22 protein-coding genes and 1 pseudogene are annotated in these 24,941 nt (G+C 74.7%); 15 read left to right on the top strand and 8 right to left on the bottom strand.

Annotated elements, in window-relative coordinates; genetic code table 11:
* Window positions 1-6 precede the first annotated feature (6 nt).
* The 3 genes from ACZ5WK_RS03815 to ACZ5WK_RS03805 form a co-directional block, all read right to left on the bottom strand.
* Window positions 7-1,530, bottom strand: coding sequence for a M20 family metallopeptidase (locus tag ACZ5WK_RS03815; RefSeq protein WP_465544612.1), 1,524 nt, complete (start codon window positions 1,528-1,530; stop codon window positions 7-9).
* 810 nt (window positions 1,531-2,340) lie between these two features.
* Window positions 2,341-3,000 carry a response regulator gene (locus ACZ5WK_RS03810; RefSeq protein WP_465544610.1) on the bottom strand — a complete coding sequence of 220 codons (660 nt, stop codon included), beginning with the start codon at window positions 2,998-3,000 and terminating at the stop codon, window positions 2,341-2,343.
* Window positions 2,997-4,787 carry a sensor histidine kinase gene (locus ACZ5WK_RS03805; protein ID WP_465544609.1) on the bottom strand — a complete coding sequence of 597 codons (1,791 nt, stop codon included), beginning with the start codon at window positions 4,785-4,787 and terminating at the stop codon, window positions 2,997-2,999. Before ACZ5WK_RS03805 ends, ACZ5WK_RS03810 begins: the two co-directional genes overlap by 4 nt.
* A 153-nt stretch (window positions 4,788-4,940) precedes the next feature.
* Between ACZ5WK_RS03805 and ACZ5WK_RS03800 the strand changes: the two genes are divergently transcribed.
* From ACZ5WK_RS03800 to ACZ5WK_RS03780, 5 genes and pseudogenes are all read left to right on the top strand, one after another.
* The gene (locus tag ACZ5WK_RS03800; RefSeq protein ID WP_465544608.1) at window positions 4,941-5,846 is read left to right on the top strand and encodes a class I SAM-dependent methyltransferase; all 906 of its coding nucleotides are present in this window, start codon (window positions 4,941-4,943) and stop codon (window positions 5,844-5,846) included.
* Between the two features lie 48 nt (window positions 5,847-5,894).
* Entirely contained in the window at window positions 5,895-6,197 is a 303-nt protein-coding gene (locus ACZ5WK_RS03795) for a GNAT family N-acetyltransferase (RefSeq protein WP_396319828.1), read from the top strand.
* A 446-nt stretch (window positions 6,198-6,643) separates the two neighbouring features.
* Window positions 6,644-7,657 carry an aldo/keto reductase gene (locus ACZ5WK_RS03790; protein ID WP_465544605.1) on the top strand — a complete coding sequence of 338 codons (1,014 nt, stop codon included), beginning with the start codon at window positions 6,644-6,646 and terminating at the stop codon, window positions 7,655-7,657.
* 171 nt (window positions 7,658-7,828) lie between these two features.
* Window positions 7,829-8,416 carry a TetR/AcrR family transcriptional regulator gene (locus ACZ5WK_RS03785; protein WP_465544603.1) on the top strand — a complete coding sequence of 196 codons (588 nt, stop codon included), beginning with the start codon at window positions 7,829-7,831 and terminating at the stop codon, window positions 8,414-8,416.
* 268 nt (window positions 8,417-8,684) lie between these two features.
* Window positions 8,685-9,146, top strand: a pseudogene (locus ACZ5WK_RS03780) (ADP-ribosylglycohydrolase family protein); the annotation flags it as partial.
* A 224-nt stretch (window positions 9,147-9,370) separates the two neighbouring features.
* Here ACZ5WK_RS03780 and ACZ5WK_RS03775 read toward each other — a convergent pair.
* Entirely contained in the window at window positions 9,371-9,637 is a 267-nt protein-coding gene (locus tag ACZ5WK_RS03775; RefSeq protein ID WP_396320145.1) for a GlsB/YeaQ/YmgE family stress response membrane protein, read from the bottom strand.
* A 146-nt stretch (window positions 9,638-9,783) separates the two neighbouring features.
* Between ACZ5WK_RS03775 and ACZ5WK_RS03770 the strand changes: the two genes are divergently transcribed.
* A complete protein-coding gene (locus ACZ5WK_RS03770) occupies window positions 9,784-10,188 on the top strand; it encodes a glycosyltransferase (RefSeq protein WP_465544600.1) in 405 nt (134 codons plus the stop codon).
* Between the two features lie 29 nt (window positions 10,189-10,217).
* Here the strand turns inward: ACZ5WK_RS03770 and ACZ5WK_RS03765 are convergent, their stop codons facing one another.
* The 4 genes from ACZ5WK_RS03765 to ACZ5WK_RS03750 form a co-directional block, all read right to left on the bottom strand.
* A complete protein-coding gene (locus ACZ5WK_RS03765) occupies window positions 10,218-11,753 on the bottom strand; it encodes an NCS1 family nucleobase:cation symporter-1 (RefSeq protein WP_465544598.1) in 1,536 nt (511 codons plus the stop codon).
* Window positions 11,750-12,781, bottom strand: coding sequence for a TIGR03842 family LLM class F420-dependent oxidoreductase (locus ACZ5WK_RS03760; protein ID WP_465544596.1), 1,032 nt, complete (start codon window positions 12,779-12,781; stop codon window positions 11,750-11,752). The genes ACZ5WK_RS03765 and ACZ5WK_RS03760 overlap by 4 nt, the downstream gene beginning before the upstream one ends.
* Window positions 12,782-13,009: 228 nt before the next feature.
* Window positions 13,010-14,425, bottom strand: a complete 1,416-nt coding sequence (hydA, locus tag ACZ5WK_RS03755) for a dihydropyrimidinase (protein ID WP_465544594.1) — start codon at window positions 14,423-14,425, stop codon at window positions 13,010-13,012.
* 13 nt (window positions 14,426-14,438) lie between these two features.
* Window positions 14,439-15,281: a nitrilase-related carbon-nitrogen hydrolase gene (locus tag ACZ5WK_RS03750; RefSeq protein WP_396319821.1), complete on the bottom strand. Its 843-nt coding sequence runs from the start codon at window positions 15,279-15,281 to the stop codon at window positions 14,439-14,441.
* 407 nt (window positions 15,282-15,688) lie between these two features.
* On the opposite strand from ACZ5WK_RS03750, the gene ACZ5WK_RS03745 reads away from it, so the two are divergent.
* From ACZ5WK_RS03745 to ACZ5WK_RS03705, 9 genes are all read left to right on the top strand, one after another.
* Window positions 15,689-18,802, top strand: coding sequence for a hypothetical protein (locus ACZ5WK_RS03745; protein WP_465544592.1), 3,114 nt, complete (start codon window positions 15,689-15,691; stop codon window positions 18,800-18,802).
* A gap of 46 nt (window positions 18,803-18,848) precedes the next feature.
* The gene (locus ACZ5WK_RS03740) at window positions 18,849-18,926 is read left to right on the top strand and encodes a putative leader peptide (protein ID WP_101948289.1); all 78 of its coding nucleotides are present in this window, start codon (window positions 18,849-18,851) and stop codon (window positions 18,924-18,926) included.
* A 189-nt stretch (window positions 18,927-19,115) separates the two neighbouring features.
* A complete protein-coding gene (locus ACZ5WK_RS03735; RefSeq protein ID WP_465544590.1) occupies window positions 19,116-19,667 on the top strand; it encodes a cysteine dioxygenase in 552 nt (183 codons plus the stop codon).
* Window positions 19,661-20,047 carry a rhodanese-like domain-containing protein gene (locus tag ACZ5WK_RS03730; RefSeq protein ID WP_465544588.1) on the top strand — a complete coding sequence of 129 codons (387 nt, stop codon included), beginning with the start codon at window positions 19,661-19,663 and terminating at the stop codon, window positions 20,045-20,047. The genes ACZ5WK_RS03735 and ACZ5WK_RS03730 overlap by 7 nt, the downstream gene beginning before the upstream one ends.
* A gap of 312 nt (window positions 20,048-20,359) precedes the next feature.
* Window positions 20,360-21,538, top strand: a complete 1,179-nt coding sequence (locus tag ACZ5WK_RS03725) for an ABC transporter ATP-binding protein (protein ID WP_465544586.1) — start codon at window positions 20,360-20,362, stop codon at window positions 21,536-21,538.
* Window positions 21,528-22,196 (top strand): ABC transporter permease, encoded by a 669-nt coding sequence (locus ACZ5WK_RS03720; RefSeq protein ID WP_396319816.1) that lies wholly within the window; start codon window positions 21,528-21,530, stop codon window positions 22,194-22,196. Before ACZ5WK_RS03725 ends, ACZ5WK_RS03720 begins: the two co-directional genes overlap by 11 nt.
* On the top strand, window positions 22,193-22,870 hold the full coding sequence (locus ACZ5WK_RS03715; RefSeq protein WP_465544584.1) for an ABC transporter permease: 678 nt from the start codon (window positions 22,193-22,195) through the stop codon (window positions 22,868-22,870). Before ACZ5WK_RS03720 ends, ACZ5WK_RS03715 begins: the two co-directional genes overlap by 4 nt.
* Window positions 22,871-22,905: 35 nt before the next feature.
* A complete protein-coding gene (locus ACZ5WK_RS03710; protein WP_465544582.1) occupies window positions 22,906-23,859 on the top strand; it encodes an ABC transporter substrate-binding protein in 954 nt (317 codons plus the stop codon).
* A gap of 296 nt (window positions 23,860-24,155) precedes the next feature.
* Entirely contained in the window at window positions 24,156-24,770 is a 615-nt protein-coding gene (locus ACZ5WK_RS03705) for a hypothetical protein (RefSeq protein WP_465544580.1), read from the top strand.
* The last annotated feature ends 171 nt before the right edge of the window (window positions 24,771-24,941 follow it).

The following is a 24,941-nucleotide window of genomic DNA, read 5'->3' as shown; positions in this document are numbered from 1 at the left end:
ACCGCGTCAGCCCTCCGACCGGTCCCGCAGACGTGGCAGCGGTACGGCGAGAAGCGCCGCCAGCAGGGCGATCCGGGGGGCCAGCTGATCGATCCGGATGTGCTCGTGCCGGGCGTGTGCCCCGGCGCCGACCGCGCCGAAGCCGTCCAGCGTCGGCAGCCCGCGCGATCCGGGCAGGTTGGTGTCCCCTGCCCCGCCGGCCGGAGCGCCGTCCAACTGCTGCCCGAGCACCGCGGCGAGGGACCGGACGTGCCGCAGCAACGGGTTGGCCGAGCGCTCCTGCCAGGCCGGCCGGCTGGACAGCACCTCCGTCCGCACCCGCGCCCCCGGGCGCAGCGCGGTGAGGCGGGCCAGGCTGTCGAGGGTGCGGCGTTGTGCCTCGGCGGTGGCGAAGCGCAGGCCGAGTTCGGCCTCGGCTCGGCCGGCGATGACGTTGGCACGGGTGCCGCCGCTGATCCGTCCGGTGTTGAGTTCGGTGCCGGGCCGGCCGGCGAGTCCGCGGACGGCGACCAGCTGGTCGACGAGTTCGTCGACGGCGGAGACGCCCTGGGCGGCGTCGTTTCCGGCGTGCGCCTCGCGTCCGGTGACGGTGAGGCGCACCCGGGTGCTGCCTCGGCGGGCGGTCTTGAGCCGGCCGTCCGGGTGGGGCGGTTCGAGGCCCAGTACGGCGGCCGCACCGCGCAGTTGGCGTTCGACCAGGCGGCGTCCGTCGGGGCTGCCGACCTCCTCGTCCGAGACGACGACCAGCCGGACGGTGCGGTGCGGGCGCTGGCCGAGGTCGGCGAGCAGGGCGAACGCGCCTTCGAGGGCCGCGAGTCCGCCCTTCATGTCGACGACGCCGGGGCCGCTGAGCGTGCCGTCCTGTTCGGTGACCGGCCAGTCGTTGAGGATGCCGGCCGGCCAGACGGTGTCGTGGTGGCCGACCACGAGGAGGTGCGGCAGGGTCTCGTCCTGGCCTTCCCATTGGAGGACCAGGTGGTCGCCGGCCGGGCCGGGCTCGCGGTGGACGGTGGCGCCGGTGGCGCGGAACCCGGCGGCCAACTCCTCGGCGAGGGCGTTGAGTCGGGGGGCGTCGCCGCTGGGCGACTCCATCCGGGCGAGGTCGGCGCAGCGGCGGCGGACGGCGCCGGCCAGGGTGCGGGCGCGTGTGCTGATGGCCTGGGGCAGTCCGGGGAGTGCGGCGGTGGGGCTGAGCTGGCTGTCACCGTCGGCGGCGGGTGGGGCGGCAGCGGGAGTGTTCGCCGGGAGAGGTGGCAGCACGACGGCGGTGGCGGTCGTGGCGGTGGCGGTCGTGGTGGCGACGGTTGCCGTGGTGGTGACGGTTGCCGTGACGCCGGCGGTCGTGGTGATGGTGACGGCGGTGGTGGGTGGGACGGCCGTGGCGGTGGCGGCGGTTACGGTGCCGGCGGTTGCGCTGCCGGCTCCTGTGCCGAGGGCCGGAACGGGCGCGGGCGCCGGTGTGGAGGCCGGTGCGGCAGCGGTGGCGGTGGCGACGACGTCGGCCGGGGCGAGTGCGGGCTCGGTGGTCACGGTCGGTGTGACGGGCGGCCGGACGGCTTGGGGACTCAACGCTCGCCTCCGCGGCCGCCGCCGGTATTCAGCGGCCGCACCGGCCGGCTGGACCAGCCCGGGTGTCCGGACCAACCGGGACGTGCGGCCCCGGCCAGACGTACGGTCCGCCAGGGCGGCCCGTCTGGCCCAAGTGCGGTGGAACGGCTGGGCGGCATGCTTGGCATTGCGTCCTCCTCGCTCGATCCGGTAGCCCCGGTCGGCCCGGAGCCCCGTGGACGGCGGCTTCGATGCGGCGGGCGCAGTGACTGCACCGCCGCAGGGAAGCCGAGATGTGAGCCTAGAAGAACCGTTCGGTTTCCTGCGAGGTGGCCCTGTTCCCAGCGTGCCGGAGGCCGGGCCCGCCTCGGGCGCCCGCCGGAGAACGGTGGCAGGCGTACGGCGCGCGGGCCTGGGTCGGCGCGCGAGCGCGGTCGCCGGATCGCGCCCATCTCCACCATGGACCCCACGCCCGGGTTCGGCAGCGCAAACGGCCAAGGCACGGCATTTCCACGCCGGATGGGTGACTCCGGCTCAACGCTCGGTACCAGGCAGCGGGTCGCGGGTGGTGACGGCGGAGGGGCCTGACAGGAGGGGCGGCGGCCGGCGCCGCGGACCGGTACCCGGCCGCCGGTGTGGTCCGCCGCTGCCGTCGGCCCAGGTCATCAGTCACGGTCATCGGTCACGCTCATTAGGCGCGCTCGTCCGTCGCACTCGTCAGTCTCCGTCGTCCCTCGTTCCTCGTACCTCATTCCTCGTTGGTCACCGGTCGTTGGTCACCCGTCTCCGCCGTCAGTCGCCGTCGTCGACGACTCCGGCATCGCGGGCGAGCAGGGCGGCTTGGACGCGGTTGCCGACCCCGAGTGCGGTGAGGATCCGGCTGACATGGGCCTTGACCGTGCTCTCGCGCATCCCGAGGACACCGGCGATCTCGGCGTTGGACAGTCCGCGGGCGAGCTCTCGGAGCACGTCCGTCTCCCGCGGGGTGAGCCCGGCGACGCGGCCTCGGGCGGCGACCGAACGCGGGGCGCCGCTGCGGTGGTAGCGGTCGATGAGGCGGCGGGCGGCGGCCGGGTGCAGCATGCCGTGGCCGTCCGCCACGATGTGGACGGCGCGGGCGATCTCGGCGGGCGGAGTGTCCTTGAGCAGGAAGCCGTCGGCGCCGGCGGCGAGCGCCCGGTAGACGTACTCGTCCAGGTCGAAGGTGGTGAGCGCGATGACGCGCGGGCCGTCTGGCAGCTCGCGCAGGCGGCGGGTGGTGGCGATGCCGTCGAGCCGGGGCATCCGGATGTCCATCAGGGCGACGTCGATGCGTTGGCGGCGGGCAAGCTCGACGGCCTGGAGTCCGTCGGCGGCCTCGGCGACGACGGTGAGGGCCGGGTCCTGGATGAGCAGGTCGACGAGGCCGAGGCGGACCAACGCGTCGTCGTCGACCACCATGGTGCGGATCATGTGCCCTCTCCAGGTGGTGTCGGCGAGCAGTCCGGCCGGGCCTGCGGCTGGGTGTGCCGCCCGCTCAGCGGCGCGGTGTGCTGCGCGGTGTGCGGCCGCGGGGCCGGCCGGGCCCGGGGTGGCGGTGTGGGCGGGCGCTCGGGCGACGGGAGGCGGGCCGCGAGGCGGAAGCCGCCGTGGCCGTCGGTGCCGGCATCGAGGTGTCCGCCGAGCGCGCCGACCCGTTCGGCGAGCCCGACCAGCCCGTACCCACCGCCGGCGCAGGCCCCGGACGGTGCCGGCCGCCCCGGGCCGTTGCACACCTCGACGGTGGTCGCCGGGGCGCCGTAGCGGACGCGGACGCGGACGGTGACGGGTGCGGCGTACGCGTACTTGCGGGCGTTGGTCAGCGCCTCCTGCACCAGGCGGTGGACGGCCAGGCGGTGGGTGGTCGGGACGGTCTCCGGGTCACCGTCGAGGGCGAGTTCGACCGTCTGCCCGGCGGCGGCGGCCTCTCCGACGAGTTCGGTGAGGTCCCGCAGGGCGGGCGCGGGAACCGGCGCGGGAACCGGCGCGGGAACCGGCGCGGGAACCGGCGCGGGAACCGGCGCGGGGACCGGCGCGGGCACGGGTGTGAGCTCGGCCTCGGGCACGCGTGCGGAGTGCGACCGGGCTGGTACGGCCTCGGCCGGACGGCGCGGTGCCGGGGCGGCCGAGGTGTGCCGGGGATCGGGCGCGAGCGGCCCGGGTCGGTCGAGTGGCCGGGACCGGCCCGCTGACCGCAGTCCGGCCGCCAAGGTCGGTACGGCGGGCAGACGCGGCTCGTCCGGAGGGTGGGGCGTTTTCGGCGGGTGGCGCTCGTCCGGTGCGTGGGGCGTAGCGGTCGGGTGGGGCGTGGCGGTCGGGAGCCGGGGTTCGGAGCGGAGGACGCCGAGGACGTCGCGCAGGTCGTCGAGGGAGCGGGCGGCCGTCGAGCGGAGAAGTTCGAGCCGGTGGGCGAGCCGGTCGGGGTCGTCGGCGGCGGTGCCCGCGGCGGCCTGGTCGTGCAGCACCCCGGCGTGCAGGACGAGCAGGCTGAGGCGGTGTGCCAGGACGTCGTGCATCTCCCGGGCGATCCGGGCGCGTTCAGCCGAGCGGGCGTGTTCGGCGCGGAGTTCGCGCTCGCGGCGCAGCGCGTCGACCTGGGCGTGCAGGGTGTGGATCAGGACGCGGCGGCCGTGCAGCCAGAGGCCGAGGGAGAGGGCGGCGGCCTCGACGAGCAGTTGTGAGCCGGTGGTTCCGGCCCAGCCGAGGAGCGAGTCGGCGCGGACCGCGCTGAGGACGGCAATGGCGGCTCCGCCGGCCATGGCGGGCCCGGCGCGGCCGGTGGAGGCGAGGTAGTAGACGCTGAACAGGCCGGGGAAGGCGCGGTTGAGCAGGCCTGCGGTGACGACGGGAAGGACGGCGGAGGCGACCGGGTGGCGGCGGGCGAGGACGAGGGAGAGGGCGGCGAGGGCGGCGGCGGCCGTGCGCAGCGGTCGGTAGGGCGCGTCGGTGACGACCCACTGGGTGTACGTCTCCTCGGCCGCGAGGGCGAGGACGGTGAGCAGGAGCAGGGTCTCCGCCCAGCGGCGGCGGTCGGGCGCGTACCAGCCGAGCAGGGCGGTGGCGGGCGGGCGCGGGCCGGGGTGCTGCAGGTGGCTTGAGTAGTCGGGGTGCTGCGGCTGGCCTGAGTGGTCGGGGTGCTGCGGCTGGCTTGAGCGGTCGGGGTGGTGCGGGTGGCGCGGCTGGCCGGGGTGGCCGGTGTCCTGCGGGCGGCCTGTGGTCACGCGGTCTCCTCCCGTCGGCCTGGGCCGATGTTATGGGCCGCCCTGGCCTCTGGTCCCCTGTCCAAAGACCAATGCCACCCTCGACTTTCGTCGGGGGTGGGCGTCTCGGTTCGGCCGATTCGGGCGGCTCCGGGCGGCTCTAGCTTCGGTTTCATGACGACGGATCAGCTCGGCCCACGCCCCTACTCCCCGCCGCGGCCCTCGGGTGAAGGTCCCGGCCGACCGGCCGGTGACCGGCTGTTGTTCCTCGGTGAGGCGCTGCGCACGTTCCACGGTACGGGCGCACTGGCGCCGAGTGGGCCGGACTTGGTGAACGCCCTGGTGGTCCCGGTGACCAGCCGTCCGGACCGGCCGCTGTCGGTGTTGGAGGTCGGCGCCGGGACGGGGGTGGTGACCCGGCGGCTGGCCCAAGTGCTGCGGTCGGGCGACCGGTTGCACGTGGTCGAGGCGAATCCGCGGTTCGCCGACCGGCTGCGGGACGACGCGGAGCTGGCCCGGCGCGGGCCGGAGGTCGGCTTGCGGCTGTCGGTCTGCCGGGTGGAGGAGCTTCCGGAGGGCCGGCCGGAGGGCCGGGCGGAGGCGTGGGACCGGGCCGGGGACGGTGTCGGGCACGCGGGCGCCGGCAACAGCACCACCGGCACCGCTACCGCCACCGGCACAGGAGGTGAGCGGTACGACGTGATCGTCTCCGGCCTGCCGTTCACCAACTTCGAGCCGGCGCACGTGCAGCACATCCTGGACCTCTATCTGCGGCTGCTGGTGCCGGGCGGGGAGCTCACCTACTTCGGGTACCTGGGCACCATGGCCGCCCGGACTCTGGTGTCGGGGACCCGGCACGGGGCGCGGCACCGGGCGGTGGTGCGGCTGCTGCGACGGTTCGAGGCGGCGTACGGGCTGGGGAGCCGGACGGTGTGGCGCAACCTGCCGCCGGCCCGGGTCCACCTGCTGCGCGCGCCGGTCGCCGGGCGGGTGCGGCAGCCGGGCGGCACGGCGCCCTCGGTGACGCCGACCGGGGCGACGGGCGGGTCGACGGGCGGGGCGGTGAGCGGCGCTCGATGATGGACCGGGGCCGGCCCCGGCTCCGCGTCCGGCAGCGAGGAGCCTCCGATGACCGTCACGGTTCGAGACGCCGAAGCCAGCAGCCGCTTCGAGGCCTGGGCGGACGACGCCCTGGCCGGCTTCGCCGAGTACATGCGCAGCGACCACCTGGTGGTGTACCCGCACACGGTGGTGCAGCCGGCCTTCGAGGGGCAGGGGGTCGGCGGCGCGCTGGCCCGGGCGGCCCTGGAGGACGCCCGTGAGCGCGGGCTGCCGGTGCTGGCGACGTGCCCGTTCATCAAGGCGTGGATGCTGCGCCACCCCGAGTACGCGGACCTGGCGTACGAGAACCGCAGCCGGGTGAGCGACTGATGGGCGGCGGGGAGGGCGCCGGGACGGCCGGCGGACCCGGCCGGCCGGGTCCGAAGACGTACGAGCCGTGGGGATCTTGGTGACCTTCGACCCGCAGATCTGCCGGCACGCGGCCTCGTGCGTGGGCGGTGGCGCGGCGGCGAGCGAGGCGGCGGTCTGAGGCAGCGGGCGCGGGCGGAGGGCGGGGGCGGAGGGGGGCGGAGGGGGGAACACGACGGACGGACGGCGTCCCTCGGCGGGCATCCCTCGGTCACCGAGTGACAGATGACAGAAAACAGATAACAGATTACGACTGACAGATTTTGAATTCTGTTAGCCGTCGTGCCATGGTTGGACTCGGCCACCCACCACCCCCGGCCATCGCCGCACCCCGGCCCATCGCCGCACCCCGGCCATGGCGCCCACGCCGACGCCCACGCCGAACCCCTCCCCGTCAGGAGCACCCCGTGTCCACCACTCCCCGGATCCACCGGCGCGCCCTCGGCTCGACCGGCCTCACCACCTCCGCCCTCGGCCTCGGCTGCATGGGCATGTCCGACCTCTACGGCCCGGCCGACGAGGCGGAGAGCATCGCGACCATCCACGCCGCGCTCGACGCCGGCGTCACCCTGCTCGACACCGGCGACTTCTACGGCATGGGCCACAACGAGCTGCTGATCCACGACGCACTGCGCGGCCGCGACCGCGGGAGCGTCCAGATCAGCGTGAAGTTCGGCGCCCAGCGCGACCCCGGCGGCCAGTGGCTCGGCTACGACGCCCGCCCGGCCGCCACCAAGACCGCCCTCGCCTACACGCTGCGCCGCCTGCGCACCGACTACATCGACGTCTACCGCCCGGCCCGCCTCGACCCGGACGTCCCGGTCGAGGAGACCGTCGGCGCGATCGCCGACCTGGTCAAGGCCGGCTACGTCCGCCACATCGGCCTGTCCGAGGTCGGCGCCGACACGCTGCGCCGCGCCGCCACCGTCCACCCGATCAGCGACCTGCAGATCGAGTACTCGCTCATCTCGCGCTCCATGGAGGACGAGATCCTGCCCGCCGCCCGCGAGCTGGGCATCGGCGTCACCGCGTACGGGGTGCTGTCGCGCGGCCTGCTCAGCGGCCACTGGAACAACGACCGCGCCCTGGCCGGCGCCGACTTCCGCGGCCACAGCCCGCGCTTCCAGGGCGACAACCTCACGCACAACCTCAAGCTGGTGGAGGCGCTGCGCGCGGTCGCCGCCGAACGGGGCGCCGGCGTCGCCCAGGTCGCGATCGCCTGGGTCGCCTCGCGTGGCGAGGACATCGTCCCGCTGGTCGGCGCCCGCCGCCGTGACCGGCTGACCGAGGCCCTCGGCGCCCTGGACCTCACGCTCACGGGGGCCGACCTGGCCGCCATCGAGGCCGCCGTCCCTGCCGGGTCCGCCGCCGGGGAGAGGTACGCTGCCGCTCAGATGGCCCACCTCGACAGCGAGCACTGACCGCGGCACCCGCCCCGGCCGACGCAACGCGGCCGGGGGCGGGCCGGGCCGGTACGACAAGCACCCCGACAACTCGCAGCACGCACCGCCACCCGCCACCCGCAGCACCGCCAGCCGCAACACCGTCCGCCAGCCACCGGCGGGCGCACCACCGTAAGGACGTACCTCGCCGTGACCACGGACAGCGCACTCACCCCCGAGCAGATCCTGAGCGCGACCGAGGACGTCCTCAGGCGGTTCGGCCCGGCCAAGGCCACGGTCGTGGACGTCGCCCGCGCCCTCGGTGTCAGCCACAGCAGCGTCTACCGCTTCTTCCCGAGCAAGGCCGCGCTGCGCGAGGCCGTCACCCAGCGCTGGCTCGACCAGGCCCACAGCGACCTGCAGTTCATCGCCACCGAGCCCGGCCCGGCCGTCGAGCGGCTGCACCGCTGGCTGGAGACGCTGTTCGCCGCCAAGCGGAAGAAGGCGCTCGACGACCCGCAGCTGTTCGCCACCTACATGGCGCTGGTCGCCGAGACCAGCAGCACCGTCGAGACGCACCTCGACACGCTGGTCGGCCAGATCGGCCGGATCATCCAGGACGGTGTCGGGACCAAGGAGTTCAGGCTCGCCCACATCGGCTCGACCGCCCGCGCCGTCTTCGAGGCGACCGCCCACTTCCACGACCCCGCGTACGCCTCCGAGTGGGCCGACCCGCACGCCCAGGAGCGTTTCGAGGCCCTCTGGAAGCTCATCCTCGGCGGCCTCCGCACCCCGTAGGACCGTCAAGAAAGGGCAGGACGCCCAGCAGGCCGCCGAGCAAGCCGCCGGACACGACGCCGAACAGGCCGTCCGGCGGGACCTCCCGGCGGAACGCAGGGCCCCGCCCCGGCGCTGCGCCGGGGCGTTGATCCACTCGCCGACCCGCGCCACGGCCCGGCAGACCGGCACGCACAGTTGATCTCACCCGGAGGACGACCAAGCGCGCCACCCGACCCGCCCTGGACAGCCTGCAGGGGCTCGCCCTCGGCGATGCCTTCGGCGACCGCTGGTTCTCCGTCCCGCCCGACGAGGCACCCGCCGCCGTCACCGCCCACCTGGCCGGCCCGCCCCCTGGCACTGGACGGACGACACCGCGATGGCGCTCGTCCTGGTGCGCCACCTCATCCGGAACGGCGAGGTGGTACCGGACGCGCCGGCGCTGGAGTTCACCGAGGAGTACGTCTCCGACTACGGACGCACGTACGGCCCCTCGATGCACGGCGTGCTGCGCGAGATCGACCGCGGCGCCGACTGGCGGACCGTCACCGCGCGGCAGTTCGGCGGCCAGGGCTCGTACGGCAACGGCGCCGCGATGCGGGCCGCGCCGCTCGGCGCCCGGTTCGCGGAGGACCTCGGCACGGCCGCCCGGCAGGCCGAACCGCAGGCGCTCACCACGCACTTCCACCCGGAGGCGGTGACGGGAGCGGTTGCGGTCGCCCTCGCGGCGGCGCTCACCACCCGCAGTCGCGGCCGACAACCGCCTTCCCGCGTTGAGTTGCTGACCGAGGTGGCCGGCCGGCTGCCGGCCAGCGACGTCCGCTCCGGGCTGCGGTCTCGCGGACGTGCCCGCCACCTGGCCGGCCGCCCGCGAAGAACTGCCCGCCTGGGTCGCCGACGTGTGACCCGGCCGGGCCGTCGCCGGCACCGGGCGGGACCGGGCCCGCGGCCTCCGCACCCGGCCCGCGGGCGGCGTCAGCGGCGGGAGTTGCCGAAGAGGATCCGGTACAGGATCAGCAGCACCAGCGCCCCGCCGATCGCCGACGCCCAGGTGGCCAGGTCGAAGAAGTGCGCGGCCACCGGCCGGTGCAGGAAGTGCGAGGAGATCCAGCCGCCGACGAAGGACCCGGCGATGCCGATCAGGGTGGTCACGACCAGGCCTCCCGGGTCCCTCCCCGGCAGCAGCAACTTGGCCAGGGCCCCGGCCACCAGGCCCAGCACGATCCACGCGACGATACCCATGCGTCCTCCCACCCTCCACGGCACCACGACGGCGGTCCCGTCCGGGCCGCTCCTGCCGCGAAGGACGCATCGGTGCGCCCCCGCGGTTCCGGTGCGCCGGGCGTGGCACCCGCCCCCGGGGCGGCCCGGGCCGCGATGCTGCGGCCATGCGCATTCTGATCGCCACCGCCGGCTCCCGGGGCGACGTGGCCCCCTTCCCCGGACTCGGCGCCCGGCTGCACGCGGCCGGCCATCAGGTCGCCGTCGCGACCCACGCCACCTTCGCCGACTCCGTCCGCGCGGCCGGGCTGGAGTTCCGCGCCCTCCCCGTCGACCCGCGCGCCGAACTCGCCTCCACCCGCGGCCAGCGCCTCCTCCAGGCCGGCGCCGGACCGCTCGCCATCCCCCAACTCCTGCGCCCGCTCGGTCGCCGCCACCCTCGCGAGCGAAGACGGCACGGCGAAGGTCCTCGCCGCCGTCGAGCGGCTCGGCGACGTCGCCCGCCGGGCCTCCCACGGACGGCGCCCCACCGAACCGGACGGCACTCCCCGCGCAGGACGCCCCACCGGTGACGCCGCCCGGCGGGCGGCGGCGCCCGTGGTCACGCGCGGGTGCCGCGCCCCGTCGTCACGGTGAGTGCCGTGTAGAGGGCCAGGGACGTGGTGAGACCGACGGCCCAGCCGTAGTCCGCGAGGGGTTCGAGGAACGGGACGAGACCGTCCGCCGGGAAGGGGCCGCCGTGGGAGCCGCCGACGGCGAGGAGGCCGCCGGCCAGCAGGGCGGTGACGGCGCGCCAGTTCCAGCCGGCGGTGTACCAGTAGGCGCCGTGCGGGCGGTAGAGGTCGGCGAGGTGGAGGCGGGTGCGACGCAGGAGCCAGTAGTCGGCGATGAGGACACCGGCGACGGTGCCGAGCAGGCCGCCGACGACGCCGAGCCAGGTGAAGATGTAGACGTGCGGGTCGGAGATCAGCTTCCAGGGGAGGACGGCTATCCCGATGACACCCGTGATCAGCGCCCCGGTGCGGAAGTTGACGAGGCGCGGCATCAGATTGGCGAGGTCGTAGGCGGGTGAGACCACGTTGGCGGCGATGTTGACGGAGAGGGTCGCGACGAGGACGGTCAGCAGGGCGAACAGGATGCCGACCGGGTTCTCCATCCTGGCGGCGAGCGCGATCGGGTCCCAGACGGGTTCGCCGTAGACGGCCTGCGAGCCGGAGGTGACGAGGACGGAGAGCAGCGCGAAGAGGGTCATGGTGGTGGGCAGGCCGAGGGCCTGGCCGCGGATCTGCGCGCGCTGGCTGCCGCCGAAGCGGGTGAAGTCGGGGATGTTGAGGGAGAGGGTCGACCAGAACCCGATCATGCCCATGAGGGCGGGGAAGAAGACCTTCCAGAAGTCGCCGTCCCAGCCGAGCCGGGAGGGCTGGTCGAGCAGCGGGCCGAAGCCGCCCGCCTTGACGGTGATCCAGACGAGCAGGGCGAGGGCCCCGACGATGACGAAGGGCGCGGCCCAGTTCTCGAAGCGGCGCAGGGTCTCCATGCCGCGGGCGATGACGGCCATCTCGACCAGCCAGAACAGCAGGAAGGAGAGCCACTGCGTCCACGGGTAGCCGCCGAACTCGGCGGCGGTGCGCCAGGATTCACCGAAGAGCTTGCCGGCGAGCAGGAAGATTCCCTCGCCGCCGATCCAGGTCTGGATGCCGAACCAGGCGCAGGCGACGGCGGCCCGCAGGAGGGCCGGCAGGTTGGCGCCGCGCAGGCCGAAGGAGGCGCGGGCGAAGACCGGGAAGGGGATGCCGTACTTGGTGCCCGCGTGGCCGGTGAGCAGCATCGGCGCGAGCACGATGAGGTTGGCGAGGGCGATGGTGAGGACGGCCTGTTTCCAGTCCATGCCGAGGGCGACGAGGCCGGAGGCGAGGGTCCAGGACGGGATGTTGTGGGCCATGCCGACCCAGAGGGCGAGGAAGTTGTAGGTGGTCCAGGTGCGGCGGCCGACGGGGACGGGGCGCAGGTCGTCGTTGGTGTAGCCGTTGGCTGGCAGGGCCGGGGCGGCCGGGTCCAACTCGACCCGGCCGTCGGCGTGCTGGAGCTGGCGTGCCGGCTGCGCGGAGCCGCCCCCTATCGCGGCGGTGCCGGTCATTGACGGGTGCCTTCGCGCAACTGGGGGATGACGTCGGTGCCGTAGGCGTCGATGGTGGCTTCGACGGCGTCGTGCATGGCGTAGACGGCGAACTGGTCGACGCCGAGGGCGCGGAGCTGGTGGAGGCGTTCGCGTTGGGCCTCGACCGGGCCGATGAGGCAGAAGCGGTCGACGATCTCGTCGGGGACGAAGGCGGTGTCGGGGTTCCCGGCCCGGCCGTGGTGACTGTAGTCGTAGCCTTGGCGGCCCTTGATGTAGTCGGTGAGGGCGTCGGGGACGAGGGCGGAGTGCTCGCCGTAGTGGGTGACGAGGTCGGCGACGTGGTTGCCGACCATGCCGCCGAACCAGCGGCACTGTTCGCGGGCGTGGGCGAGGGCCTGCGGGGAGTCGTCGGTGGTGACGTAGGCGGGGGCGGCGACGCAGATGGTGACGCCGTCGGGGTCGCGGCCGGCTTCGGCGGCGGCGTTGCGCACGGCCTTGATCATGAACTCGGTGAGGTAGGGGTCGGCGAGTTGGAGGATGAACCCGTCGGCCTGACGCCCAGTCAGGTTGAGCGCCTTCGGTCCGTACGCACCCATCCAGACGGGCAGCCGGGCGCCGGGGCGGACCCAGGGCAGGTGCATGTCGGTGCCGTCGACCTCGACGGTGCGGCCTTCGGCCAGCTCCTTGATGGCGTGCATGGCTTCGGAGAGCCGGGCGAGGGTGGCGGGGCGGCGGCCGGCGACGCGCATGGCGGAGTCGCCGCGGCCGATGCCGCAGACGGTGCGGTTGCCGTACATGTCGTTGAGGGTGGCGAAGAGGGAGGCGGTGACCTCCCAGGTGCGGGTGGAGGGGTTGGTGACCATGGTGCCGACGGTCAGCTTCGTCGTCTCGGCGAGGATGCGGCTGTAGATGACGAAGGGTTCCTGCCACAGGACGCAGGAGTCGAAGGTCCAGCCGTGGGTGAAGCCGGCCCGTTCGGCGCGGATCATGCGGTCGATGAGCAGGCGGGCGGGCGGGTCGGTCTGCAGGACGAGGCCGATGTCCATGAGGGCTCCAGGGGCTTCGGGGGCGGGGAGGTGTGCCCGGGAGGTGCCGGGCTCCGGGCCCGGGCGCGCGTGCGGCCGGGCCAGGTGGGTCTGCCGGGCTCCGGGGCCGGGTGGGCGTCCCGGACCGGGCGGGTGGCCCGGCCCGGCTGGATGTGCCTGACGGGGCGGGTGTGCCGTGCCCGGGGCCGGAGAGCCCGGCCCCGGGCGGCGGCGGAGGTCGGACCGGGGTCAGACCAGGTACTGGCAGGTGTCGCGGCGCAGGAAGGTGCCGTGGCCGGCGCGGCCGAGCCACCGGCCGTCGTCGAGGACGACGGTGCCTCGGGAGATCACCGTCCGGGCGCGGCCGGTGAGCCGACGGCCTTCGTAGGCCGAGTAGTCGACGTTCATGTGGTGGGTGGCGGCGGAGACGGTCTGCACGGCGGTGGGGTCGTAGACGACCAGGTCGGCGTCGGCGCCGGGGGCGATGGTGCCCTTGCGCGGGTGGAGGCCGAACATCCGGGCCGGGGTGGTGCAGGCGATCTCGATCCAGCGGCGCCGGGTGAGGTGTCCGTCGACCACGGCCTGGTGGAGGAGGTCCATGCGGTTCTCCACGCCGGGCAGGCCGTTGGGGATCTTGGAGAAGTCGCCGCGGCCGAGCTCCTTCTGGCCCACGTAGCAGAACGGGCAGTGGTCGGTGGAGACCACCTGGAGGTCGTTGGTACGCAGGCCGCGCCAGAGTGCGGCCTGGTGTTCGCGGGGCCGCAGCGGGGTGCTGCACACGTACTTGGCGCCCTCGAAGCCGTCGGCGCCCTCCTCGGCGAGGTTGTCGGTGGAGAGGAAGAGGTACTGGGGGCAGGTCTCGCCGAAGACGTTGTGGCCGTCGTCGCGGGCGCGGGTGAGTTCGGCGAGCGCGGAGGCGGCGGAGACGTGGACGACGTAGAGGGGGCTGCCGGCGACCTGGGCGAGCTTGATGGCGCGGTGGGTGGCCTCGGCCTCCAGGAGTTCGCGGCGGACTTCTCCGTGGTAGCGGGGAGCGGTCCGGCCGGCGGCGAGGGCCTGTTCGACCAGCACGTCGATGGCGATGCCGTTCTCGGCGTGCATCATGATCAGCCCGCCGTTGGCGGCGCCGCGCTGCATGGCGCGCAGGATGCGCCCGTCGTCGCTGTAGAAGACGCCGGGGTAGGCCATGAAGAGCTTGAAGGAGGTGGACTCGCCGGAGTCGACGAGGGCGTCCATCTCCTTGAGGACGCCGTCGTTGACGTCGGAGACGATGGTGTGGAAGGCGTAGTCGACGGCGCAGTTCCCGTCGGCCTTGGCGTGCCAGGCGTCGAGGCCCTCGCGCAGGGAGCCGCCGACGGGCTGGACGGCGAAGTCGACGATGGTGGTGGTGCCGCCCCAGGCGGCGGCGCGGGTGCCGGTCTCGAAGGTGTCGGAGGCGGCGGTGCCGCCGAAGGGCAGCTCCATGTGGGTGTGGGCGTCGACGCCGCCGGGGATGACGTAGTGGCCGGTGGCGTCGATGACGGTGTCGGCGGTCCAGGCGAGGGCGGCGTCGCTGCCGGTGGCGGCGAGGGCCACGATGCGTTCGCCCTCGACCAGGACGTCGGCGTGGAGTTCGTCGGCGGCGGTGATGACGAGGCCGCCGCGGATGACGGTACGGGTGGTCACGGTGCGGTCCCTCTCACGCCTCGGTCAGGGGTCCGTAGGCCTCGGGGCGGCGGTCGCGGTAGAACGCCCACTGCCGGCGGACCTCTTCGATGAGGTCGAGGTCGAGGTCGCGGACGACGAGCTCCTCCTCCTTGTCGGAGGCGACGTCGCCGACGAACTGGCCGCGCGGGTCGACGAAGTAGGACGTGCCGTAGAAGTCGTTGTCGCCGTACTCCTCGGTGCCGACCCGGTTGATGGCGGCGACGAAGTACTCGTTGGCGACGGCGGCGGCGGGCTGTTCGAGCTGCCAGAGGTAGGCGGAGAGGCCGCGGCTGGTGGCGGAGGGGTTGTAGACGATCTGGGCGCCGGCCAGGCCCAGGGCGCGCCAGCCCTCGGGGAAGTGGCGGTCGTAGCAGATGTAGACCCCGACCTTGCCGACGGCGGTGTCGAAGACGGGCCAGCCGAGGTTGCCGGGCTTGAAGTAGTACTTCTCCCAGAAGCCCTTGACCTGGGGGATGTGGTGCTTGCGGTACTTGCCGAGGTAACGGCCGTCGGCGTCGATCACGGCGGCGGTGTTGTAGTAGACGCCGGGCTGGTCCTCCTCGTAGACGGGGACGACCACGACGAGGCCGAGTTCGCGGGCGAGGTCCTGCATCCGGCGGACGGTGGGGCCGTCGGGCACGGCCTCGGCCCAGCGGTAGTGCTCGGGCTCCTGGACCTGACAGAAGTAGGGGGCGTTGAACACCTCCTGGAATCCGATGATCTTCGCACCCTGGGCGGCGGCCTCGCGGGCGTACCGCTCGTGGAGGGCGATCATCGTCTCCTGATCCCCGGTCCACCGGGTCTGGACGAGGGCGGCGCGGACGATCTGCGACATGGGTACCTCCGCAACTCCGTGGCCCGGCCGGGGGGTCGGGCCTGCGGTCTGAGGGTTGACGGGGCGGTTCTGGCTGCGGGTTCACACGTGTGCCGGCCAACGCATCTACGTGCGTAGAACGTGGTGCGTAGACCGTAGGCCCGGCCTCGGTGGCCTGACAATACGTCGGACGCAACGCGGCTGGGGCGGTCTTCTCACGCGGACACGCAGGGTCGAGTAGATGGGATGAAACGGTCATCTACCCCGCTAGGACTCTCCTTACTCATTCGGGTGAATCCTGTGCGGGGTACTGCGTATCGGGGTAGTACGCGCCATGATGCTGCTCCGGTACGTCACCGGGCAGTGGCCGACAGTGATCCGCGCCGCCCCGGGCGGCCGGGTCCCGGGTGGTGCACGGGGAGGTGGTCGTGGTGGCGGTGTCCGAGGAGCTCTCCGCGTCCGTGCCGCGCCGCCCGGTGCCGCCCTGGGCCGGCCTGCTGCTCGCGCTCGGCGTGCCCGTGCCGCTCGCACTGGGGTGGCTGCTGTACCGCCACTGGGCCCCCGCCGTACGGGGCGTGGCCCTGGAGCTGGCCGGCACCCGGGCGGCCGCCGAGGCCGTGGCCGGCGGGCAGCTCTCGGCGTACCGCTCGGCCCTGGCGGCCGGCTGGTGGCTGCTCGGCGGCTGCACCCTGACACTCGCCGCGGCCGGGCTGCTGGGCCGGTACGTGCTCATCCGGCCGCACTGGCGGCTCACCGCGCTCGCCTGCGGCGGCGCCGGGCTGCTTGCGGGTGCCTGCGGCCTCACCGGGAACGCGCTGCTGGGCGCGGGGCTGGACGGGGTGGACGCGGCCGGCTCCGACGCCCCCTTCGCCGCCGCGTCCGCGCTCGCCGCCGTCAGATGGCTGCTGCTCCTGCCGGCCGCGGCGATCGCCCTGGTCATCGTCGGCGTCACCCTCCACCGTGCACTGCGCGCCCTGCTGCGCCACCCGGCCGAGGCCGCCGCCGATCCCCCCGTGACCCCCGGGGCGCCCGCACTGGTCCCGCCCTGGCCGGTGGCCACCGCCCGCGGCGGGCACTGGCCGCCCGGCCGCCGCGCGAGCCCGCCGCTCGACCACCGCGCCCGCTGGCGCAACGGCGCCGTGGTGCCGCCGGGCCGGGAGCACGCCCGGCTGGGGTTCTGCGTCTCCGGCGGCGGCATCCGCTCCGCCTGCATCACCCTCGGCGCCCTCCAGGAGCTGCGGCCCTGGCTGAAACAGGCCCGCTACCTGGTGTCCGTCTCCGGCGGCGGCTACACCGTCGGCGCGCTGCAACTGGCGCTCAGCGACGCGGCGCCCGGCGGCCCGGTGCACGCCGTCTCCGGCCTGACCGCGGACGACGTCCTGGAGCCCGGCTCCCCGGAGGAGGACCACCTGCGCCGGCACGCCAAGTACCTGGCGGACGGCGCCGGGCAGTGGCTGGTCGCCCTCGGGACACTGCTGCGCGGCCTGGTCGCGGCGCTCACCCTGCTGCTCGCCACCGTCCTGGTGATCGGTCTCGGGCTCAGCCGCTTCTACCACCTCGTACCGCTGGCCGACCTCGACGGCCTGGCCGCCGCCGGCCTGCGCACCGGCGGGGCCGCCGTGCCCGGCCCGCTCACCGTCCGGGCGCCGGCCGTACTGGCGCTGATCGGGCTGCTCGCGGCCGCCGTCGCCTGCTGGCTGCTCTGGCTGCTGGCCTTCTCGCTGCTCGGCTGGAACACCCTGCTGCCGCGCGCGCTGCGCCGGCTCTCCCACGGCGCGCTGGCGCTGGCGGCGCTGCTGGCCGTCGGCGTCCTGATGGTGCCCGGGCTCGCCTGGGGCGCGGTCCGGCTCCAGGCGGCGCTCGCGGTCGGCGCCCGGCAGACCGGCGCGGGCATCAGCCTCACCGTCCTGCTCAGCTACCTCGCGGTGCTGCTCGGCATCCTCTGGCACGGGCGCCGGGCCGTCGAGCAGGGCGCGGCGGCGCTCGGCGGGCTGGTGCACGGCGTCGGCCGCATCGGCGGCGGGATCGGCAGCCGGATCGCCGAGTACCTGCTCGTCTGGTCGGCGCTGGCCGCGCTGTCTGCGGGCGCGCTGCTCGCCCTCGGCTGGGCGGTCGCCACCGGGCACGCCTGGCCGGCCGCCGCCCAGGTGCTGCTGCCGCTCGTGCTCGGATCGGTCGGGCTCAACCTCGACCAGACCTGGATGGGCCTGCACCCGTTCTACCGGCGCCGGCTCGCCTCCGCGTTCGCCGTCCGCCGCTCCACCGAGGACGGCGAGGTGCTGGCCCGGCCGTACCACTTCTTCCGCGAGCAGACCCGGCTCAGCCACTACGGCGCCCGGCACCCCGGCTTCCCGCAGGTGGTGTTCGCGGCGGCGGCCAACCTCTCCGGCAACTCCCGTACGCCGCCGGGGCGCCGGGCCGTCTCGTTCACCTTCTCGTACGACTACGTGGGCGGGCCGGACGTCGGCTACGCCCGGACCGACCTGCTGGAGCGGCGCACCCGGCGGCACATCGCCCGGGACCTCACCGTGCAGTCCGCGATGGCCGTCTCGGGCGCCGCTTTCTCCTCGGCGATGGGGCGTCAGTCCCGCGCCTACCAGGGACTGTTCGCGGTCACCAACGCCCGGCTCGGCAGCTGGCTGCCCAACCCGGCCGTCCTCGGACCGCTCTGGGCGCCCGACCGCGACTGGCGGCGCGCGCCGCAGCCCGCCGTCCGCCGGCTCCCGTACCAACTGCGCGAGCTGTGCGGGCGGTTCCCGATGGACGGCCGGTTCCTGCTCACCACCGACGGCGGCCACTACGAGAACCTCGGGCTGGTCGAGCTGCTCCGGCACGGCGTCCGCACCGCGGTCTGCATCGACGCCAGCGGGGACACCTCCTACGCGGCCACGCTGGCGGCGGCGATCACGCTCGCCCGCGAGGAGCTGGGCATCACCATCACCCTCCACGAGCCCGAACTGCTGATCCCCGGCAGCGCGGACGGGCAGTCGCTGCACGGTCTGGCGGCACGCCTGGCCGAGCGTCTCTCCGCACGAACGGTGATCACCGGGTCCATCCACTACCCGGACGCGCTCACCGTCCCGGACGAGAACGGCGAGGGCGGTGGGGGCGGCGAAGACGGTGGCGGCGGCAAGGACGGCGACCGCTCCCGCGACGGAGGCGGCGACGGCGGGAACCTCGGCACGCTGATCGTCGTCCAGGCCGTGCTGACCGCCGACATGCCCTACGAGCTGCATTCGTACGCGGTGGCCAACCCGGCCTTCCCCAACGACTCCACCAGCGACCAGTGGTTCGACCACCGGCAGTTCGACGCCTACCAGACGCTGGGCCGCCACCTGGGCGAGCAGGCCGCGCCCGTGATCAAGGCGGCACTGGCCGGCACCGGCCCCGGTGTTCCCTCCCCCGTGCCGCCGCCCCCGGGCGCTGCGGCGCCCACCGTGCAGCCGGGCACCGAGCAGAACGCCCCGCCGAACACCCCCCACACCCGCCCGCACGTCCCGGCACCGGCCCCGCCCGCACCCCGGAGCGCCACGCAGGGGTGACGGGCTCGCTTGACTCGTGCCCTTCCCGTCAGGAAGGATCCGGCGCATGGACTCCGGCACCACTCTGGTCTGCCGCCTGCACGTCGATCTGCGACGCCAGGCGAGTTCCATCTGTGCCTGTTGACCCTGCCTTTCCCCGCCGGTCCCACCCTGTGACGTCCTCCAGGGCCCGCACCGCGCACCCGCACCCGCATTCCTGACGCGCCCCGCCCGGCGCACCCGTGCCCGCCCCGCTCGTCCGCGGACACCTGCATCCGCGCCCGGGCACGGCCACCCGCCCTCCGCTCGCTCCGCCTTCCCCGAGGACGCCCACATGAGCCTGGACCTCGCAGCCGACACCGCAGACACCCCGACGTCCACCACCACCGCGACCTCGGTGGCGGCGCCCGCCGCCGCCGAGGAGACCCGCGCCCCGCTCACGCCCAACGCCCTGCGCACGATCGTCCGCGAGCTGGCCGAGCGGCCCGACCGGTGGATCCAGCACGTCCGGCTCTCCACCGACGAGCGCTGGTACCGGCGGCTGGCGGCCGACGAGGACCACGAGGTCTGGCTGATCAGCTGGCTGCCGGGCCAGTCCACCGGGTTCCACGACCACGGCGGCTCGCGCGGCGCTTTCACCGTCGCGCTCGGCGAGTTGGAGGAGCTCTCGCTCGGCGGGCCCGAGCAGGGCCTGCTGATCCGCCGGGTGCCGGCCGGCACCGCCCGGGCGTTCGGCCCCGAATACGTGCACGACGTCCGCAACACGGCCTCAGGCCCGGCCGTCACCCTGCACGCCTACTCGCCGCCGCTGAGCTCGATGGCGCACTACGACCTGCGGGCCGGCGGCCTGGTCCGCACCTCGCAGGAAGGACCGGAGCAGTGGTGACCACGATTGACGACCTGGTGGAGCGTGCCCGCGAGGGCGTCCACCGGCCCGGGGCCCGGGAGGCCTACCAGGCGCAGCTGGACGGCGCGCTGCTGGTGGACATCCGGCCGGCGGCGCAGCGGGCGGCCGAGGGGGAGATCCCGGGGGCGCTGGTGATCGAGCGCAATGTGCTGGAGTGGCGGCTCGATCCGACCGGCAGCCACCGGATCCCGGAGGCGACGGGGTACGACGTGGAGGTGGTCGTGGTCTGCTCGGAGGGCTACGCCTCCAGTCTGGCCGCCGCCTCGCTGCGCGAGCTGGGGCTGCACCGGGCGACGGACCTGGACGGCGGTTTCGTCGGCTGGGCCGCCGCGGGGCTGCCGACCCGGCCCGGCGGCTGAGGCCGGGCTCCGGCCGGAAGGGGGCCGGGCTCAGCCGGGCTCACACGGCGGGGCCGCCGGCCGGTCGTCCGGCGCCGGGGAGGCCCGCCCGAGTGGTACGCCGGAGACAGGAGATGATCCAGGTCATAGTCTGATCGGAGTTTCCGCCGGTCCGATGCTGGGCAGCCACGCGGGCGGAAGAACGTCCGGGCAGTTGATATGACAGACCGACGGATGCACTACGCACCGTCAAGTGTCGACAAACCGCCACCGACCGACAGACCGCCACCATCGGCGCCGCCACCACGGGGCACCGAGACGAGGAAACTCCCCGTGATCAGATTCGACGGCGCCGGCAAGCGCCACCCCGACGGCACCATCGCCGTCGGGAGCCTGGACCTCGACGTCCCCACCGGCCGGATAACCGTGCTGGTCGGCCCCTCCGGCTGCGGCAAGACGACCCTGCTGCGCATGGTCAACCGGATGGTCGAGCCGACCTCGGGCCGGGTACTGCTCGACGGCACGGACGTCGCCCGGCTGGAGCCCGCCAAGCTGCGCCGCGGCATCGGCTACGTGATCCAGCAGGCCGGGCTCTTCCCGCACCGCAGGGTGATCGACAACATCGCCACCGTCCCCTACCTCCTCGGCTGGGACCGCAAGAAGGCCCGCGCCCGGGCCGCCGAGCTGCTGGAGCTGGTCGGGCTGGCGCCCGAGACCGGCAAGCGGTACCCGTTCCAACTCTCCGGCGGCCAGCAGCAGCGCGTCGGCGTGGCCCGCGCCCTGGCCGCCGACCCGCCGGTCCTGCTGATGGACGAGCCGTTCAGCGCCGTCGACCCGGTGGTCCGCGCCGGGCTCCAGGACGAGTTGCTGCGGCTCCAGTCCGAGCTGCACAAGACGGTGCTGTTCGTGACGCACGACATCGAGGAGGCCGTGCGGCTCGGCGACCAGGTCGTCGTCCTGCGCGAACAGGGCCGGATCGCCCAGCTCGCCGACCCGCACACACTGCTCACCGCGCCCGCCGACGACGGGGTGGCCGCCTTCCTCGGCCGTGACCGCGGCCTGCGCGGCCTCGGGCTGCGCCCCGCCACCGCCGTCACCGTCCGCCCGGTGTCCGACGGGCTGCGCTACGGCGGCTGGGAGTTGGCACTGGACGACGAGCGCCGCCCGATCGGCTGGATCGACCGCGACGCGGCCACCGCCACCCTGCACCCGGCGGCCGGCTACCGGCCCGAGACCGACACCCTGCGCAGCGCGCTCGACGCCACCGTCCTCTCCCCCGCCGGCGTCGCCGTCGCTCTGGACGCCGACGGCCGGGCCACCGGGACGGCGAGCCGCGAGGCCGTCCTCGCCGCGCTGGCGGCAGCGCCCGCCCCCGCGAAGGCGGCCGGACCGAAGGCGGCCCCCCGGCCCCCGGCGGACGGAGCCCCGTCGACCCCATCGGACGGAGCCACCCCGACCCCGGCCGACGGGGCCGCCTCGACCGCGACGGACGGAGTCGGCGGTGGACGATGAACCGCTCGTCCGCTGGTACTGGATCGGCGACCACCTCGGCTACCTCGGCGACCTGCTCGCCGACCACGCGGTGATCGCCCTGCTCCCGGTGCTGATCGGCCTGCTGCTGGCCGTCCCGCTCGGCCTGCTCTGCGCGCGCTTCCCCCGGCTCTACCAGCCGTTCGCCGCCGTCTTCAACGTCGTCTACGCGCTGCCCTCGGTGGCCGTCTTCGTGCTGCTCATCCCCTACACCGGGCTGGCCACCCAGGCGACCGTGATGATCCCGCTCACCTTCTACGCCGTGGCCGTCCTGCTGCCGACGACGGTGGACGGGCTGCGCGCCGTCCCCGAACCGGTCCGGCAGGCGGCGACCGCGATGGGCTACGGGCCGTGGCACCGGCTGGCGGCCGTCGAACTGCCCGCCGCCGTGCCGTACCTGGTGGCGGGGCTGCGGGTGGCCGCGGTCTCCAGCATCTCGCTGGCCAGCGTCGGCGCGCTGATCGGCCGCGGCGGGCTGGGCTACCTGTTCATCGACGGCTTCCAGCGCACCTTCCCGACCCCGATCGTGGCCGGCATCGTGCTGATCGTCCTGCTGGCACTGGCCGTCGACCTGCTGCTGCTGGGCGCCCGGCGGCTGCTCGCGCCGTGGGCCGTCCGGGAGAAGGGGGCCGTCCGGTGAACTGGTTCTCCTGGCTGGGGGACTTCTTCTCCTCCCCGGACCGCCGCAGCGGGCCGGACTCCATCGTGCACCGCGTCACCGAGCACCTGCTGCTCTCCGGCGAGGCGCTGCTCTGGGCGGCCCTGCTCGCCGTCCCGCTCGGCCTGCTGATCGGTTACACCGGGCGCGGCGCGGCCGCCGTGACCTCGCTGGCCGGCGCCGCCCGCGCACTGCCCACGCTCGGGCTGGTGACGCTGGCGGTTCTGCTGGCCGGGGTCGGCGACACCGCCGTCCTGGTGCCGCTGGTCGCGCTCGCCGCGCCGCCGCTGCTGGTGGCCGCCGTCGAGGGGGTCCGCGGCACGGACCCGGACGTCCGGGACGCGGCGCGCGGCGTCGGGCTGACGCACCCGCAGGTGCTCCGGCAGGTCTGCCTGCCCTCCGCGCTGCCCACCCTGCTGGCCGGCTTCCGGACCGCGACCGTCCAGGTGATCGCGACGGCCACGGTCGCCGCGTACGTCGGCCTCGGCGGCCTCGGCCGCTACGTCATCGACGGGCTGGCCACCCGGAACTACGCCGTCACGGCGGGCGGCGCACTGCTGGTGGTGCTGCTCGCGGTCGGCATCCAGCTCTTCTTCGCCCTGCTCGCCCGGTACGCGCTCCCGCCCGGGCTGCGTGCCCAGCGCCGGGCCGGCTGATCCTCGTTCACGCACTCGAAAGGACACACATCACCATGTCGACTTCCGCACCCCGCAGAAGCGGCCGCCGGGCCCTGGCTCTCGCCACCCTCGCCGCGCTCGCCCTCGGCGCCACCGCCTGCTCCTCCTCCGGCGGCGACCCGCTCGGCGGCGGCTCCTCGTCGGCGGCCGCGTCCGGCGCGGGCGGCTCCGGAGGCTCCGGCTCGACCGTGGTGGTCGGCTCGGCGAACTTCCCCGAGAACGTGCTGCTCGGCTCGATCTACTCGCAGGCGCTGAAGGCCAAGGGCGTCAAGGTCGAGGAGAAGTTCAACATCGGCAGCCGCGAGGTGCTCTACGGGCAGCTGCAGAACGGCAGCCTGACGGTGCTGCCCGAGTACAACGGCGCGCTCCTCACCTACCTGGGCGGCACGGCGTCCTCGCCGGCCAAGGAGGACGTCAACGCCGCGCTGGCGAAGACCCTGCCGGCCTCGCTGGGGCTCCTGGAGTCCTCGCCCGCCGAGGACAAGGACACCCTGAGCATCAGCCAGGAGAGCGCCGACAAGTACAACCTGAAGAGCATCACCGACCTGGCCGCCAAGGCGGGCGAGTTCACCATCGGCGGCCCGCCGGAGTTCAAGTCCCGCCAGGAGCAGCCGCTCAAGGACGTCTACGGGCTGAGCTTCAAGGAGTGGAAGCCCACCGGCGAGACCACCGCCAACGCGGTCAAGGACGGCTCGATCCAGGTCGGCAACGTGTTCTCCACCGACCCGAAGATCGCCCAGCTGAAGCTCGTGCCGCTGACCGACCCGAAGGGCCTGTTCGGCGCGCAGAACGTCACGCCGCTGGTCAACAAGGCGGGCGTGGACGCCACCGCGACGGCCGCGCTCAACGCCGTGTCGGCCAAGCTGGACACGGCGGGGCTGCTGTCACTGATGCGGAAGGTCGCCATCGACAAGGAGGACCCGTCGGCGGTGGCCAAGGAGTGGCTGAAGACCAACGGGCTGGGCTGAGCCCGGCCGGGCCGGGCCCGGCAGGTGCGGGCCCGGCAGGTGCGGGCCCGGCAGGTGCGGGGCGGCTCCGGGGGTGATCCCCGGGCCGCCGCGCTCCCGCTTCCGCCGCCCGCGCCGTCGCCCCCGTGCTCCCCGACGCCGTTGCCCGCACCTGCTCCCCGACGCCGCTACCGGCGCCTGCCTCCCGCTCCCGTGGCCCCTGCCTCGTCCGCTCCCGTCCCGCACCTGCTTTCCGGGCCCCTTTCCCACGTCTGAGGATCTTCCCTTGGACGGCGCGAACATGACAGTGTGGCGGAATGCGCACTCGTCTCCTCGCCGCCACCCTCACGGCGTTCGCCGCGGTGAGCCTCGCCGCCTGCTCCAGCTCGGGCTCCGGCACCACCGCGACCGGCGCCTCCGCGAGCGGCACCCCCACCGCCCCTGCCGCCACCACTGCCGCCGCCACCACGCCCGCCACCGGCGCCGCGAGCGCCCCGGCCACCGGCGACACCACCGCGCCGCCCGCCGCGACCACGCCGGCCACCCCCACCCCCGGCGCCCCCGACGGATCGTCGCCCGCAGCGGCCTCGTCGCCCGGCACCCCCGATGCCGCCGGGACCCCGGCGCCGCCCAAGCCCGCCCCGCCGACCGATGCCGGACTGCCCGCCAAGCCAGGCGACGACGTCACCGCCAAGCTGGTCACCGCACTGAACGCGATCGACCCGGCGATCGTCGGCGGCAAGCCCGACCAGGCCGTCGACCGGGCCCGCAACCAGTGCCAGTCGATGTACCAGTTCCCCAAGGACCGCGCCAAGCTGGTCGAGCTGGCCAACCAGCGCTTCACCGCGCCGGACCACCCGCAGGGCTTCGGCGCCGAGAAGGCCGAAAAGATCCTCGACGCCCTGCGCGCCACCCTCTGCCCTCCGGCCTGATCGACCCGGATCCGCACCCCTCGTGCAGCCCGGTGTCCTGAGCGCCGGGCGGGGGGGGGGGGGGGGGGGGGGGGGGGGGGGGGGGGGGGGGGGGAGGGGGGGGGAGGGGGGGGGGGGGGGGGGGGGGGGGGGGGGGGGGGGGGGGGGGGGGGGGGGGGGGGGGGGGGGGAG

The organism is Kitasatospora sp. NPDC032757 (assembly GCF_055579305.1).
Note: the sequence above shows the minus strand (reverse complement) of the source record. Positions and strands in the feature narration are given on the sequence as shown.